The organism is Microbacterium zouquanmingi (genome assembly GCF_052266675.1).
Lineage (GTDB): Bacteria > Actinomycetota > Actinomycetes > Actinomycetales > Microbacteriaceae > Microbacterium.
Genome location: NZ_JBQPRA010000004.1, coordinates 246939 through 261077 on the forward strand (window position 1 = coordinate 246939; position 14139 = coordinate 261077).

The window sequence follows — 14139 nt, forward strand, 5'->3', positions numbered from 1 at the left end:
TTGTTGCGATGCATGCCCGCTTGGCGAGAAAGCACCGTTAACAGTTTAGGCGCGAAGATCGCGTCCGTGATGAGGCCCACCAGCGGCACCGAAGCACATCGCCACAGATGTGATTCGACGTGTCGGGGCGGATGACACCGTTTGGGCCCAACGAGGAGAGTGTGATGTCCGATGTGCTGATCGACCGTCCAGAGCTCGATGGTCTGGGGGTGTACGAATTCGGCTGGCACGATGAAGACGCCGCCGGTGCTATCGCGAAACGCGGACTCTCCGAGGACGTCGTCCGCGGAATCTCAGGTCTCAAGAGCGAGCCGGACTGGATGCTGAAGACTCGTCTGAAGGGCCTGCAGCTGTTCGGACGCAAGCCGATGCCCACCTGGGGCGCGGACCTCAGCGACATCGACTTCGACAACATCAAGTACTTCGTCCGGTCCACAGAGAAGCAGGCGCAGTCCTGGGAAGATCTTCCCGCCGAGATCCGCGACACTTACGAGAAGCTCGGCATTCCCGAGGCTGAGCGTCAGCGCCTGGTCGCCGGCGTTGCGGCACAGTACGAGTCCGAGGTCGTCTACCACCAGATCCGCGAAGACCTCGAGCAGCAGGGCGTCATCTTCATGGACACCGACACGGCGCTTCGCGAGCACCCCGAGTTCTTCGAAGAGTACTTCGGCACCGTGATCCCCTCTGGGGACAACAAGTTCGCCGCTCTCAACACCGCAGTCTGGTCGGGCGGCTCCTTCGTGTACGTGCCCAAGGGCGTTCACGTCGAGATCCCGCTGCAGGCGTACTTCCGCATCAACACCGAGAACATGGGTCAGTTCGAGCGCACCCTCATCATCGCCGACGAAGACAGCTACGTCCACTACATCGAGGGCTGCACCGCCCCGATCTACAAGTCGGACTCACTGCACTCCGCTGTGGTCGAGATCATCGTCAAGAAGAACGCTCGCGTTCGCTACACGACGATTCAGAACTGGTCGAACAACGTCTACAACCTCGTCACCAAGCGTGCGGTCGCTCACGAGGGCGCCACCATGGAGTGGGTCGACGGCAACATCGGCTCCAAGGTCACGATGAAGTACCCGTCGATCTACCTGATGGGCGAGCACGCCAAGGGCGAGACGCTCTCGGTCGCATTCGCCGGCCCGGGACAGCACCAGGATGCCGGCGCGAAGATGGTCCACATGGCGCCGTACACGCAGTCGTCGATCGTGTCGAAGTCGATCGCGCGTGGTGGCGGTCGTTCGGCTTACCGAGGCGAGGTCCGTGTGGACCCGGCCGCTCACCATTCGGCGAACTCCGTGGTCTGCGACGCGCTTCTGATCGACACGCAGTCGCGTTCCGACACCTACCCGTCGATCGACATCCGCGTCGACGACGTGCAGCTCGGCCATGAGGCCACGGTCTCGAAGGTCAGTGCGGAGCAGCTCTTCTACCTGCAGTCGCGCGGTTTGGAAGAGACCGAGGCGATGGCGATGATCGTGCGCGGCTTCATTGAGCCGATCGCACGCGAACTGCCGATGGAATACGCCATGGAGTTGAACAAGCTCATTGAAATGGGCATGGAAGGATCGGTCGGCTAAATGGCGGCCCAGGCTACCGCGCCCGCAGAGGCGCAGCACACGAACGCGCACACCGACCCGGCGGCTCAGCTGGCGAACTCGGGTTTCGTTCCGGTTCAGACCCGTTCGGAGCGTCCGCGCTCCTTCGACCCTGACGACTTCGGTGCGCCCACAGGCCGCGAGGTCAACTGGAAGCACACTCCCGTCGCGCAGCTGACTGCGCTGTTCAGCACCGCCGAGCAGAACGACGGCGTCACCTACGAGATCGAGGCCGGCGCGCAGTACGTCGCCGCTTCACTCGCTGCCGGTGACGCACCACGGGGAGAGTTCTTCGTTCCCGAGGACATCGTCTCCGCCGTCGCATGGCAGGGTGCCGATGCGGGCATGCACGTGCGCATCCCACGCGATGAAGAAGTTGCCGAGCCCGTGTTCATCACGATCACCGGCCAGGGTGCTGACCGGCGCGCCGATGCGCACATCGTCATCGAAGCACTCGAGAACAGCGCAGCGACGGTCGTGCTGCGCCACCTCGGTTCCGCGCAGTATGCGCAGAACGTCGAGATCCTCGCCCGACCGGGTTCACGTCTGACAGTCATCAGCGTGCAGCGCTGGGAAGATGATGCGGTTCACGCAGCGTCCCACCAGGCTCGCGTCGACAAGGATGCACTCCTTAAGCACTTCGTCATCAGCTTCGGCGGTGGCATTGTTCGCGTGAATCCGAACGTCGAGCTTTCGGGCACGGGCTCCGAAGGGCGCATGTACGGGCTGAGCTATGCCGACACAGGACAGCACCTGGAGAGCCAGGTCTACCTGCACCACAAGGGTGCTCACACGATCGGTGACGTTCTCTACAAGGGGGCATTGCAGGGCGAGAAGGCACACAGCGTGTGGATCGGCGACGTGCTCATCGGCGCGGACGCCACCGGTACCGACTCGTACGAAGCGAACCGCAACCTGGTGCTCACCGAGGGCGCACGCGCCGACTCGATCCCGAACCTCGAGATCAAGACCGGTGACATCCTCGGCGCAGGTCACGCCAGTGCGACCGGTCGTTTCGACGATGAGCAGCTGTTCTACCTGCAGGCTCGTGGCATCGATGAAGAAGAGGCCCGCCGCCTGGTGGTTCTCGGCTTCCTCATCGATGTCGTGCAGCGCCTCGGCATTCCCGCTCTGGAAGAGGAGCTGCTCGCTGCGATCGACGCCGAGCTTGCGGCGGTGAGCGCATGACCGCTCAGCGCGCGTGCAGTGCAAGCGAGCTCGAGCAGGACACACCGCTGCGCGTTGAGCTCGACGGTGTGCCGATCGCCATTGTGAAGGACTCGAACGATGAGATTCACGCGATCGGCGACACCTGCACCCACGGTGCGATCTCGCTCTCCGAAGGATTCGTCGAAGGCGACACGCTGGAATGCTGGGCCCACGGCTCGCAGTTCTCGTTGCTCACCGGCATCCCCCAGAATCTCCCCGCTTATGAGCCCGTTCCGGTCTACGTCGTCACGATCGACGGCGACGACGTGCTCATTGATCCGACTGTGACGAAGGAAGTCTGAAATGTCTGTTCTTGAAATCCGCGACCTGCATGTCTCGGTCGAGACCGAGGCCGGGTCGACCCCGATCCTCAACGGAATCAACCTCACCATGAAGACCGGTGAGACCCACGCCATCATGGGCCCCAACGGCTCGGGCAAGTCCACCCTCGCGTATACGATCTCGGGTCACCCGAAGTACACCGTCACCGGTGGAACGATCACCTTCGACGGTGAGGACGTCCTTGCGATGTCCGTCGACGAGCGCGCACGCGCAGGGCTCTTCCTCGCGATGCAGTATCCCGTCGAGATCCCTGGCGTCACGGTCACCAACTTCCTGCGCACCGCCAAGACGGCACTCGACGGCGAAGCGCCCTCGATCCGCTCCTGGACCAAGGACGTCAAGTCCGCGATGACGAATCTGCGTATGGATCCGAAGTTCGCGCAGCGCAACGTGAACGAAGGTTTCTCGGGCGGAGAGAAGAAGCGTCACGAGATCCTGCAGCTCGAGGTGCTCAAGCCGAAGTTCGCGATTCTTGACGAAACCGACTCCGGTCTTGACGTCGACGCGTTGAAGATCGTTTCCGAGGGTGTCAACCGCGCGAAGGAGGCTACCGGTCTCGGTGTGCTGCTCATCACGCACTACACGCGCATCCTCCGCTACATCCGTCCGGAGTTCGTGCACGTCATCGTCGCAGGGAAGATCGTTGAAGAGGGCGGCCCCGAGCTCGCTGACCGTCTCGAGGAAGAGGGCTACGACCGCTTCCTCGACCCTGCTGCCCCGATCGAGGCGTAGGCTGAGGCCATGAGCGCGACTCTTGCACCTGAGAAGTTCGAAGAGGTCACCGAGGCTCTCAAAGACGTCATGGATCCCGAACTCGGGATCAACGTCGTCGACCTCGGCCTGATCTACGATCTGGCCTGGGACGATGAGAACGATGCCCTCGTCATTCACATGACGCTCACCAGCGCTGGCTGCCCGCTCACCGATGTGCTCGAAGAGCAGACCGCGCAGGCTCTGGACTCCGTCGTCGACCGGTTCCGCATCAACTGGGTGTGGATGCCGCCGTGGGGTCCCGAGAAGATCACGGACGACGGGCGCGACATGATGCGCGCGCTCGGCTTCGCGATCTGACGTGATCCAGAAGGTCTCGGCACTTCCGCTGGAGCAGCTCAGGCAGCGCACCAGCGAGAAGTGGCGTGAGTATCCCGAGGACGTTCTGCCACTGTTCGTCGCCGAGACCGACTTTCCGCTGGCTCCAGCGATCACCGCGGCGCTCGAGCGTGCGGTGCGCACGGGCGATACCGGTTATGTTGCCTCGCGCACCCCGCTCGCCGATGCCTTTGTGGGCTTCGCGCAGCGTCGATACGGCTGGACACCGGATGCTGCTCGGATGCGGTCGACCGCCGATGTCAGTATGGGTATCGTCGAGATCTTGCGGCGGGTGACGAGTCCGGGGGACCGGGTCATCGTCACGACTCCCGTCTACCCGCCGTTCTTCGATCTCGTCGAAGAAGCTGGCGCCACCGTCGAACGTGTTCCGCTGCGCGACGTGGGTGATCTCTGGGAGCTGGATCTCGACGGCATCCGTATCGCGCTGGAGAACGGTGCGCGTGCGGTTCTGCTGTGCAATCCGCATAACCCGACCGGCACTGTGCACTCGGCGGCGTCTCTCGCGGCTCTCGCCGAGCTCGCGGCGGCTCACGGCGCTGCCGTGGTCTCTGATGAGATCCACGCGCCGCTTGCTCAGCCTGACTCGGGATTCGCCCCGTTCCTGGGCGTATCGGATGCCGCGCGCACCGTCGGCTACGCCGTCGTCAGCGCGAGCAAGGCATTCAACCTTGCGGGCCTCAAGTGCGCGCTGATGGTCACCGCCGCAGACGACACCACGCGGCTACTGCGAAGCCTGCCTATTGAGGTGGAATGGCGTACGGGTCAGTTCGGGATGCTCGCAGCCACTGCCGCTTTCGCGCCGGAGAGCGACGTATGGCTGGATGGACTGCTCGTCACTCTTGATGGGAATCGTCGTCTCATCGCAGACCTCCTCGCTGAGCACCTTCCCGGCGCGCACTATCGGATCCCGGATGCCGGCTATCTCGCCTGGATCGACCTCACGGATCTCGGCTGGGGCGCGAACCCCTCTAAACGCATTCTCCACGAGGCCAAGGTTGCCCTGCACTTCGGGCCGGCGTTCGGCGCCGAAGGGGCAGGCCATGTCCGGCTGAACTTCGGCACGAGTCCTGAGATCATCACCGAAGCGATCACCCGCATCGCCGCTCTCGGTCTGCGTGAATCTTCGCCCCGCGCATGAGCCTGCAGGCTGTCCCATCGATCTGGGATAGGGAGCGCGTCTGGGTCACGATCGGTGCGATCGCGCTGATCTTCTTCGCAGCGATTGAATCGCTCGCCGTCACCACCGTCATGCCCGTGGTCAGCGCGGCTCTGGATGGCGAAGCTCTCTACGCGGTGGCGTTCGCGGGGACATTGGCGACCAGCGTCATCGGCATGGTCGCATGCGGCGCGTGGTCGGACGCACGGGGTCCGCGTGGGCCTCTGTACGTCGCTGTGTCGCTGTTCATCGCTGGTCTGCTGATCTCTGGGTTCGCGTTCTCGATGGAGCAGTTCCTCGTAGGCCGCCTCGTGCAGGGTCTTGGTGCAGGTGGCGAGACTGTCGCACTCTACGTCGTCGTCGCACGGCTCTACCCGTCGCAGCTGCACGGACGGATCTTCGCGGCATTCGCCGCCGCGTGGGTTGTACCCGCAATGATCGGACCATTCCTGGCCGGCGCTGTTGCAGAGTTCCTCGACTGGCGATGGGCGTTCCTCGGCGTCGCGGTGCTCACCGCGATCGCTTTCGTCATGATCGCGGTCAGGCTTCGCGCGCTGGAGCTCGGTGGCGGCGACGCCTCCAGCATCAAAGGTCTCACCCGTCGGCTGCTGCTCGCGGTCCTTGTGGCAGTGGCTGCTGTCGCCGTGGGCCTGACTGCCGACGCTCCGCCGACGGTGGGGTGGCCGATCGCGCTCATTGCGCTGGTCGTGATCGGGTTCGCCGTCGTGCCACTGCTGCCCAAGGGCACACTTCGCGCCGCCCGAGGACTGCCGAGCGTGGTGCTCGTGCGAGGTCTCGTCGCTGGCGCATTCTTCGCCACCGAGGCGTATATCCCGTATCTGCTGATGGCCGAGTTCGGCTTCACTCCGACCTGGGCGGGAATCGCGCTGATGTTCGCGGCCTTCGCCTGGGCCGGGGGATCCGCGATCCAGGGGCGGTTCGGCGAAGAACTCGGCAACCGCCGCATCGCCTTCATCAGCCTCGCGCTGCTCCTCGTCGCCGTCATGAGTGTGCTGGTCACTGCCCTGACCGCCGCGAGCCCGCTCATCGTCGTGATCGGCTGGGCACTCGCCGGCGGCGGCATGGGGCTGCTGTACCCGCGGCTCACCGTGCTGACGCTGGCATACTCCGCACCGGGGAATGCAGGGTTCAACTCTTCGGCACTCTCGATCTCCGACGCCACGGGCTCGTCGGTTGCCGTCGCTCTCGCCGGGCTGGGTGTTGCGACGCTGGGCGGAGGCGCGGGAGCATTTCCGCTCGTCTTCGTCTTCTCGGCCATCGTGCTGCTGTTGGCGCTGCTTCCGGGATTCCGGCTCGGTCGCGGAGCTGAACTGAGCTGAGGGGACCGTGCGAGCCGCAGCGCGGCGATCATCAAGAGCACGGCCAGTAGTGCTGTGAGCGGTGTCGCGCCGAGGACCAGAAGTTCAGCGATGGCGGCGATGCCAAGTGCAGATGCCGCGGTGAGGCGCACGGTGGACCGTGTTGCCCTGGGAGTGGGACGCGCTTCGATCCGTGCCAGAGCCCAAGCGACCAGCGCTGTCAAGGTGAAGACGACGGCAAGCCACAGCGGACGCGTCATCCACCACCCGAGACTGCTCGGCTCTGGCAGCAGGATGCCAGTGGTCATCGCGAACACGGCGCTCGCGCCAGCCATCGCGAGCAGCACGGGCATGTGCCAGAGATAGATCGTCATCGCACGCGGTGTGACGAACTTGCGCAGGTGCCTGCCCAGAGGCATCCTGCTCCAGGCGTTCAGCCGCTCGCGCAGGAGCGACATCAGCATGGTGTGCGCCACGCCGACGAACAGGAGCGCTGTCGTCGGCGGGTTGATGTTCTCGATGAGATCGGAAGAATAGATGCCCGCAGTGACGCTGAGGATGAGCCCGCCCAAAGCGGCGAGCGCGATGACCGCGCGCATCCGGCGGGACACCGACCCGATTCGCCCGTCGGCGAGGAAGAATCCCACCTGCTGCAGTGCGAGCCACACGAATGCGAGGTTCAGGAAGCCGAGTGCATCGACCCCGGTGAAGAACCGCACGGCATCGACAACCGCGGCGCCGGCGACGAGAAGTGCGATCGTGCACCAGGGAGCGCGCTCATGAGCGCGGATGAGCGCGGGCATTAGCACCTGGCAGAGCAGGAACACCCCGAGGAACCAGAGCGGCTGTCCGAATCGGAACCCTGCGATTCCCACCAGGTCTCCTGGTACGCCGTACGCGAGGAGCGCGGTAAGACCGATAGCGACGATTCCGACAGTCCACACGGCAGGCAGGAGAAGGCGATGGATCCGCGCGGCGACGAAGGCCGATGCTGTGCCGCCGCGATTACGTGAGCGGATGAACGACGTGTAGCCGGCGAACCCGGCGATCACGAAGAACAGCGGCATGACCTGAAGCAGCCAGCTCAGCGGTGCGATCCACGCTGACCCATCGCTCGCGTTGGCGAACATGGGACCGGCATCGGTCACTGTGACGCCGACCATGAGCGAGTGGATCAGGACGACTCCGACCACGCAGAAGGCGCGGACGAGGTCGATGCCGGTATCTCTGGCGCCACCGGACGACGACGCAGCTGGCGTAGGCGTCCGAGTGGTGATCGGACGCAGATCCGCGATGGCCATGTGATTCCTCCTCAGTAGGTGTCTGAGGAGGTTATGAACCTGATGCCGGTGGCCGCATCACACGATGGTGCCGACCTGCCCCATACCGTCGTACGGGGTCTCAGGCGGGTTCAGCGAGGCCGGTGTCGTACGCGAAGATCACGGCCTGCACGCGGTCGCGTGCGCCGATCTTCGCGAGCACCTTGCCTACGTGCGTCTTCACTGTCTGCTCGGCGATGAACAGGGTAGAAGCGATTTCGCCGTTGGAGCGTCCTTGGCCGATCAGCACGAGCACCTCGCGCTCACGATCGGTGAGTTCGGCAAGCAGGTTCGTGGATGCTGTGGTCCGTGGCTTCTGCGTGGCGAACTGCGCGATCATGCGGCGGGTCACGCTCGGGGACAGAAGAGCATCGCCGGCGGCGATCACCCGTACGGCGTGCACCAGCTCTTCTGGGAGAGCATCCTTCAGCAGAAATCCGCTGGCGCCCGCCTGCAGCGCATCGTAGATGTAGTCGTCGATGTCGAACGTCGTGAGCATGAGGATGCGCGGCACCTTGGCGGCGGCGTAGCCGGGGCCGAGGATTCGACGCGTGGCCTCTATGCCGTCCAGCTGCGGCATTCGCACATCCATCAGGATCACGTCCGGATCGACGCGTGCCGCAAGAGACACCGCTTCGAGCCCGTCGGAGGCTTGCCCTGTCACGGTGATGCCGTCGTGTGCGTCGAGGAGCGCGGCGAAGCCCGCTCTGACCATTGCCTGGTCATCGGCGATGAGGACTTCGATCGTCACGGGCATCCTGCCGTCATGGTGTTCCTTCCAACGATGCGTTCGGATGCCGCGGCATCCGCGCTGTCAATGTCCAGAGCCCCTCGGCATCGGGACCTGCAACGCAACTGCCATCGAGGAGCATGGCACGCTCTTGCATGCCACGCAGTCCATGACCGCCCGGAACCTCGGTTGCTTCGGTGTCGTACGCGTTGCGTACGACGAGTGTCACATCCGTGTCATCCGCTGACAACGATACCGAGATCGGGGACCCGGGGGAGTGTCGGAGGGCGTTGCTCAGCGCTTCCTGCGTGATCCGATAGATGGCAAGCTGCGTGGCGGTGGAGACATCGCCGCTGACGGCGTGGTCCAGCGATACTGCGGCCCCTGCACGGCGGGTCGTCTCCACGAGCGTGGGGACTTCTTCGATGCCGTAATGCGGTGCGAGTTCTGCGGTTTGATCTTCTGTGCGGAGCACACCGAGAATGCGGCGCATCTCAGTGAGCGCCCCCCGAGCGGATGCAGCGATGTCATCGAACTCGGACACGGCATCCGGTGCGAGACCGGGGACTCGGTACCGGGCTGTGGAGGCCTGGACCTGGATGAGCGACATACTGTGCGCCACGACGTCATGCAGTTCGCGCGCGATGCGGGTGCGCTCCTCGACGAGTTCGCGCCTGGACTGTTCCTGTGCAGTGTTGGCCCGCTCGCGGGTGAGCTCCTCGCCGAGCCGAAGACGTCCGGCGAGCAGGAGCGCTATCAGGTAGATGCCGGCGACGATCGAGGTTGTGACGATCAGAGAGTTACCGCTCGGAATGGACGGCTGCATGATCGCCGCGATGACGCCGGCGGCACTGCCGAGGGCGAACTGGATGAGCCCGGGTCGCCAGCCCCGCCGGAATGTCACGGTCGCGACGACGACGACGAAGGCGATCAGCATCGGCACCGACCACGGCCAGGGTGCGCTCACCGACGCCTCGCGCGAAACCATCAAGGGGAAGAGCACCGCCGACACCGTGAACAGGATCACGGCGAGGTTCGGATACCAGAGCGAGACCAGTGGCGCGCCGACCGCCGCGAGCGCGAGAGCCATGGTGACCGCGACCGGTGCGCCGTAGATGGCAGCGTGCACGGGCACGAGCACGGCATAGAGGATCACGGCGATCACGGCCAGGATCACGGTGAGCACGAAGGTGCGGTCGCGTGGCAGAACGTTGCGGTGTCTCCCGCGCTTGCTCTTGGTCGCCTCCATGGGAGTCATCCTGTCACCTCAGCGGTGGCGTGCTCGGACAGCTCGCTCTCCGCAGCAGCGCGCTCCGCTGCGTCCTGGTCCCGTCGGCGACGGCGAATCGTCGTCACCCGGTCGATCACGAAGCCGATGATCAAGGCCGCAGCGATTCCGATCACGGCGCTCAGCAATGGCTGATCCACGAGCCATTTCCCGGCGAGGAGGCCGATGCTGACGCTGTAGATCGCCCATGAGACTGCCGCCACCATGCTGATCGGCAGGAAACGCCGCCACGGATATCCGAGTGCACCGGCAGACATGTTCACCGCAACGCGGCCGACCGGGATGTACCGGGCGCCGAGGATGAGCGGAGCGCCGCTGCTGGTCAGTCGGCTCTGCGCACGTGCGAACACCGCGGCAACGCGAGGGCGTCGCATCCAGGCGAAGCGGGTCGTGCCCACAGAGCGGCCGATGGCATACGCGATGTTGTCGCCGATCAAGGCGCCGAGGGCTGCGAGAGAGACCAGCAGCACGAGATCGGTACCACCGGTGGATGCTGCGACCGCAGCCGCGGCAACGAGCACCGTCTCGCTCGGAATCGGCGGGAAGAAGCCGTCGATCACTGCTGTCGCGAAGATGACCAGATACAGCCACGGAGAGGCAACCGCCTGCATGATGAGCTCGTTGATGATGTCCACGAGGAGAACCTACGTGCGAGGTTCAGCACACCACATCACCCCCGGGTATCGATCCCGTCATACTTCAGGGGGGTCTTGAGCATCGGGGATCCGCGCAGGCGGCGCGACGTATACTGAGGGGCTGGTCCGGTGTCTTCACACTTCGCGGGCCGCTCCATCCCCCCTGACGAAACGGACAATTGCTGTGCTTGCCGTGCACGACCTCGAGATTCGCGTTGGCGCCCGCCTCCTTATGGATGGCGTGTCGTTCCGCGTCTCCGACGGCGACAAGATCGGACTGGTCGGACGCAACGGCGCCGGCAAGACCACTCTGACGAAGGTGCTCGCGGGTGACCTGCTGCCTTCGGAAGGCAAGGTGACGAAGTCCGGAGAGCTGGGCTACCTCCCGCAGGACCCCCGCTCGGGCGATCCGGAGATGCTCGCGCGCACCCGCATCCTGGATGCACGAGGTCTCGGCACCATTCAGCTGGGTCTGAGCAAAGCTGCCGAAGACATGGCATCCGCTGACCCGGCCGTCGCCGAGAAGGCGATGCGTCGCTTCGGCAACCTCACCGAGCAGTTCGAGGGCCTCGGCGGCTACGCGGCCGAGGCTGAGGCCGCATCCATCGCGAACAACCTCTCACTGCCCGATCGCATCCTCGATCAGCCGTTGAAGTCGCTCTCCGGCGGGCAGCGGCGACGCATCGAGCTCGCGCGCATCCTGTTCTCCGATGCCGAGACGATGATCCTCGATGAGCCGACCAACCACCTCGACGCCGACAGTGTCGTGTGGCTGCGCGAATTCCTGAAGAACTACAAGGGCGGGCTGATCGTGATCAGCCACGATATCGAGATCGTCGGCGAGACTGTGAACCGGGTGTTCTACCTCGACGCCAACCGTCAGAGCATCGACATCTACAACATGAACTGGAAGAACTACCTGCGCCAGCGGGTGGCTGACGAGGAGCGCCGCAAGAAGGAGCGCGCGAACGCCGAGAAGAAGGCGACTTCGCTGCAGCAGCAGGCCGCCCGCTTCGGTGCCAAGGCATCCAAGGCTGCGGCTGCGCACCAGATGGTCGCGCGCGCAGAGAAGCTGCTCGCCGGTCTGGACGACGTGCGCGAGGTGGATCGGGTCGCAAAGCTCCGGTTCCCGAAGCCGGCGCCCTGCGGCAAGACGCCGATGATGGCGTCAGGCCTGTCGAAGTCGTACGGTTCGCTGGAGATCTTCACCGATGTCGACCTCGCGATCGACCGCGGCTCCAAGGTCGTTGTACTCGGCCTCAACGGTGCCGGCAAAACCACGCTGCTACGGATGCTGGCTGGCGTCGATGAGCCGGACACGGGGGAGCTGCAGCCGGGATTCGGCGTGAAGATCGGCTACTACGCGCAGGAGCACGAGAACCTCGACGTCGAACGATCCGTGCTGCAGAACATGGTCTCGGCGGCTCCCCACATCACCGAGATGGAGGCGCGGCGCGTACTGGGTTCGTTCCTGTTCACCGGTGACGATGTGCTCAAGCCCGCCGGGGTCCTCTCTGGCGGCGAGAAGACTCGTCTGTCGCTCGCGACGCTGGTCGTGTCATCCGCGAACCTGCTGCTGCTCGACGAGCCGACGAACAACCTCGACCCCGCGTCGCGCGAAGAGATCCTCGACGCACTCGCGCACTACGAGGGTGCAGTCGTGCTCGTCTCGCATGATCCCGGTGCTGTTGCGTCCCTGAACCCCGAGCGCGTTCTGATCCTGCCCGACGGCGTCGAGGACATCTGGAACCAGGAGTACCAGGACCTCATAGAGCTCGCCTGACGCGCTTTTCGCGTGAGACAGGCATAACGGAGCAGCACGATAGCGTCGAAGCATGGTGGATCAGCGATTGGCGAAGTCGTTCGAGAGCATCGGCGAGGAGTACGACCGCTTTCGGCCCGGCTTTCCGGATGCCGCAGCCGAGGACATCGTGCCGAAGCGGGTGGATGCTGTGCTCGACCTTGGCGCCGGCACGGGCAAGTTCACTGAGCTGCTGATCGAGCGCGCTGATCGGGTGGTTGCTGTCGAGCCGTCGGCGGCGATGCTCGATGTGCTGCGGGCGAAGCTCCCGTCGGTGGAGTCACTGGACGGTGGTGCCGAGAGCATCCCGCTTCCAGATGAGTCCGTGGATGCCGTCACCGTCGCGCAGGCTTTCCACTGGTTCGATCGGGATGCCGCATGCACCGAGATCCGGCGCGTGCTGGTGCCAGGTGGGACGCTGGGACTGCTGTGGAACCATTCCGACCCGGACTGCACGTGGGATCGAGCCTGTCACCGTGTCGCGCATCCGGCGGTCAGCACTGAAGCTGACTCGACGACGGCAACGGCTGTCGATGAACTGCCCGGATTCGTGTTCGATCACCACACAGAGATCGCCTGGTCAGAGCACATCACGCGAGAGGACTATCTGCGGCGCTGGCTCACAGTCAGCAGCTTCCTCGCAGCTGAGGAAGCGACGCGCACCGCGATGATCTCCGAACTCGCCCGCATCCTCGACACCGATCCGGCGACTGCGGGGAGGGCGGAGTTCACCCTCCCGATGGTGACCGAGGTGTTCGTCTACTCACGAGCCGGGAGCGTGCGGGACGACGTCGCTACTTGACGCCGAGGAAGCTGCGGTCGGTCAGAACGATCGGGCCGTCGGCGGTGATCGCCACCGTGTGCTCGGAGTGTGCGCCGCGTGAGCCATCCGCACTGCGGAGAGTCCACCCGTCGGCATCGGTGCGCAGTTCGTCAGTGGTTTCCAGGAACCAGGGCTCGAGCGCGAGAACGAGACCATCGCGCAGTGGGAAGCCCCGGCCTGCGCGGCCGTCGTTCGCCACGTGCGGGTCGCCGTGCATGGTCCGCCCGACACCGTGTCCGCCGAAGTCGGTGTTGATCGAGTAACCCTCGCCGTGCGCGATGGTGGCGACAGCAGCAGAGATATCGCCGATGCGGTTGCCGACCGTGGCGGCGGCGATCGCCGCATCCAGCGCGCGCTCGGTCGTATCGATCAGGCGCAGATCCTCTTCGCGTGCGGTGCCGACGACGAAGGAGACCGCTGAGTCGGCGACCCATCCATCGACCGCGACGGCAAAGTCCAGCGAGACGAGATCGCCGTCGCGCAGCGTGTAGTCGTGGGGGAGTCCGTGCAGCACGGCGTCGTTGATCGACGTGCAGATGACTTTGCCGAACGGGCCGTTGCCGAATGACGGCGCGTAGTCGATGTAGCAGGATTCTGCTCCGGCCTTGCGGATCAGCTCGTGTGCCCTGCGATCGATCGACAGCAGATTCGTGCCGATCTTCGTCTCGTCGCGCAGCGTCGCCAGGGTTTCGGCGACGAAACGTCCCGCAGCCTTCATCTCTTCGATCTCGGCCGGGGTGCGCAGTTCGATCATGGTGTTCCTCTCGTCTTCTCCATTCTCCCTGATCCAGACGTGCACCCGCTCA

13 protein-coding genes and 1 pseudogene are annotated in these 14139 nt (G+C 64.7%); 9 read left to right on the forward strand and 5 right to left on the reverse strand.

What is annotated here, in order from left to right; translation table 11 throughout:
• Window positions 1-164 precede the first annotated feature (164 nt).
• The 7 genes from sufB to ACTU6V_RS11790 are packed head-to-tail and all read left to right on the forward strand — an operon-like array spanning window position 165 to window position 6758.
• Window positions 165-1583: a Fe-S cluster assembly protein SufB gene (gene sufB / locus ACTU6V_RS11760; RefSeq protein WP_443469297.1), complete on the forward strand. Its 1419-nt coding sequence runs from the start codon at window positions 165-167 to the stop codon at window positions 1581-1583.
• Window positions 1584-2789, forward strand: a complete 1206-nt coding sequence (gene sufD / locus ACTU6V_RS11765; protein WP_443475664.1) for a Fe-S cluster assembly protein SufD — start codon at window positions 1584-1586, stop codon at window positions 2787-2789.
• Entirely contained in the window at window positions 2786-3112 is a 327-nt protein-coding gene (locus ACTU6V_RS11770) for a non-heme iron oxygenase ferredoxin subunit (RefSeq protein ID WP_443469295.1), read from the forward strand. Before sufD ends, ACTU6V_RS11770 begins: the two co-directional genes overlap by 4 nt.
• Window position 3113: 1 nt before the next feature.
• Window positions 3114-3884 carry a Fe-S cluster assembly ATPase SufC gene (gene sufC / locus ACTU6V_RS11775; protein ID WP_443469294.1) on the forward strand — a complete coding sequence of 257 codons (771 nt, stop codon included), beginning with the start codon at window positions 3114-3116 and terminating at the stop codon, window positions 3882-3884.
• 9 nt (window positions 3885-3893) lie between these two features.
• Window positions 3894-4223: a metal-sulfur cluster assembly factor gene (locus ACTU6V_RS11780; protein WP_417511530.1), complete on the forward strand. Its 330-nt coding sequence runs from the start codon at window positions 3894-3896 to the stop codon at window positions 4221-4223.
• A gap of 4 nt (window positions 4224-4227) precedes the next feature.
• Window positions 4228-5400 (forward strand): MalY/PatB family protein, encoded by a 1173-nt coding sequence (locus tag ACTU6V_RS11785; RefSeq protein ID WP_443475732.1) that lies wholly within the window; start codon window positions 4228-4230, stop codon window positions 5398-5400.
• Window positions 5397-6758: an MFS transporter gene (locus ACTU6V_RS11790; protein ID WP_443469293.1), complete on the forward strand. Its 1362-nt coding sequence runs from the start codon at window positions 5397-5399 to the stop codon at window positions 6756-6758. Before ACTU6V_RS11785 ends, ACTU6V_RS11790 begins: the two co-directional genes overlap by 4 nt.
• 230 nt (window positions 6759-6988) lie before the next feature.
• Here ACTU6V_RS11790 and ACTU6V_RS11795 read toward each other — a convergent pair.
• The 4 genes and pseudogenes from ACTU6V_RS11795 to ACTU6V_RS11810 form a co-directional block, all read right to left on the reverse strand.
• Window positions 6989-8038 (reverse strand): annotated as a pseudogene (locus tag ACTU6V_RS11795) (acyltransferase family protein); the annotation flags it as partial.
• Between the two features lie 100 nt (window positions 8039-8138).
• Window positions 8139-8807 carry a response regulator gene (locus ACTU6V_RS11800; protein WP_443469292.1) on the reverse strand — a complete coding sequence of 223 codons (669 nt, stop codon included), beginning with the start codon at window positions 8805-8807 and terminating at the stop codon, window positions 8139-8141.
• Window positions 8808-8820: 13 nt separating this feature from the next.
• Window positions 8821-10044: a sensor histidine kinase gene (locus ACTU6V_RS11805; protein ID WP_443475665.1), complete on the reverse strand. Its 1224-nt coding sequence runs from the start codon at window positions 10042-10044 to the stop codon at window positions 8821-8823.
• The gene (locus tag ACTU6V_RS11810) at window positions 10041-10709 is read right to left on the reverse strand and encodes a DedA family protein (protein ID WP_443469290.1); all 669 of its coding nucleotides are present in this window, start codon (window positions 10707-10709) and stop codon (window positions 10041-10043) included. The genes ACTU6V_RS11805 and ACTU6V_RS11810 overlap by 4 nt, the downstream gene beginning before the upstream one ends.
• A 184-nt stretch (window positions 10710-10893) precedes the next feature.
• Here ACTU6V_RS11810 and ACTU6V_RS11815 point away from each other — a divergent pair, with 184 nt between their 5' ends.
• The gene (locus ACTU6V_RS11815; RefSeq protein ID WP_443469289.1) at window positions 10894-12492 is read left to right on the forward strand and encodes an ABC-F family ATP-binding cassette domain-containing protein; all 1599 of its coding nucleotides are present in this window, start codon (window positions 10894-10896) and stop codon (window positions 12490-12492) included.
• A 52-nt stretch (window positions 12493-12544) separates the two neighbouring features.
• Entirely contained in the window at window positions 12545-13312 is a 768-nt protein-coding gene (locus ACTU6V_RS11820; RefSeq protein ID WP_443469288.1) for a class I SAM-dependent methyltransferase, read from the forward strand.
• Here ACTU6V_RS11820 and map read toward each other — a convergent pair.
• Window positions 13305-14087: a type I methionyl aminopeptidase gene (map, locus tag ACTU6V_RS11825; RefSeq protein WP_443469287.1), complete on the reverse strand. Its 783-nt coding sequence runs from the start codon at window positions 14085-14087 to the stop codon at window positions 13305-13307. The genes ACTU6V_RS11820 and map overlap by 8 nt on opposite strands.
• Between the last annotated feature and the right edge of the window lie 52 nt (window positions 14088-14139).

Excerpts from the sequence above, each read along its gene's own strand:
- sufC (WP_443469294.1), top strand. The coding sequence starts at position 3,114 with ATGTCTGTTCTTGAAATCCGCGACCTGCATGTCTCGGTCGAGACCGAG.
- ACTU6V_RS11770 (WP_443469295.1), top strand. The coding sequence starts at position 2,786 with ATGACCGCTCAGCGCGCGTGCAGTGCAAGCGAGCTCGAGCAGGACACA.
- sufD (WP_443475664.1), top strand. The coding sequence starts at position 1,584 with ATGGCGGCCCAGGCTACCGCGCCCGCAGAGGCGCAGCACACGAACGCG.
- ACTU6V_RS11805 (WP_443475665.1), bottom strand. The coding sequence starts at position 10,044 with ATGACTCCCATGGAGGCGACCAAGAGCAAGCGCGGGAGACACCGCAAC.
- ACTU6V_RS11820 (WP_443469288.1), top strand. The coding sequence starts at position 12,545 with ATGGTGGATCAGCGATTGGCGAAGTCGTTCGAGAGCATCGGCGAGGAG.
- ACTU6V_RS11780 (WP_417511530.1), top strand. The coding sequence starts at position 3,894 with ATGAGCGCGACTCTTGCACCTGAGAAGTTCGAAGAGGTCACCGAGGCT.
- ACTU6V_RS11790 (WP_443469293.1), top strand. The coding sequence starts at position 5,397 with ATGAGCCTGCAGGCTGTCCCATCGATCTGGGATAGGGAGCGCGTCTGG.
- sufB (WP_443469297.1), top strand. The coding sequence starts at position 165 with ATGTCCGATGTGCTGATCGACCGTCCAGAGCTCGATGGTCTGGGGGTG.
- map (WP_443469287.1), bottom strand. The coding sequence starts at position 14,087 with ATGATCGAACTGCGCACCCCGGCCGAGATCGAAGAGATGAAGGCTGCG.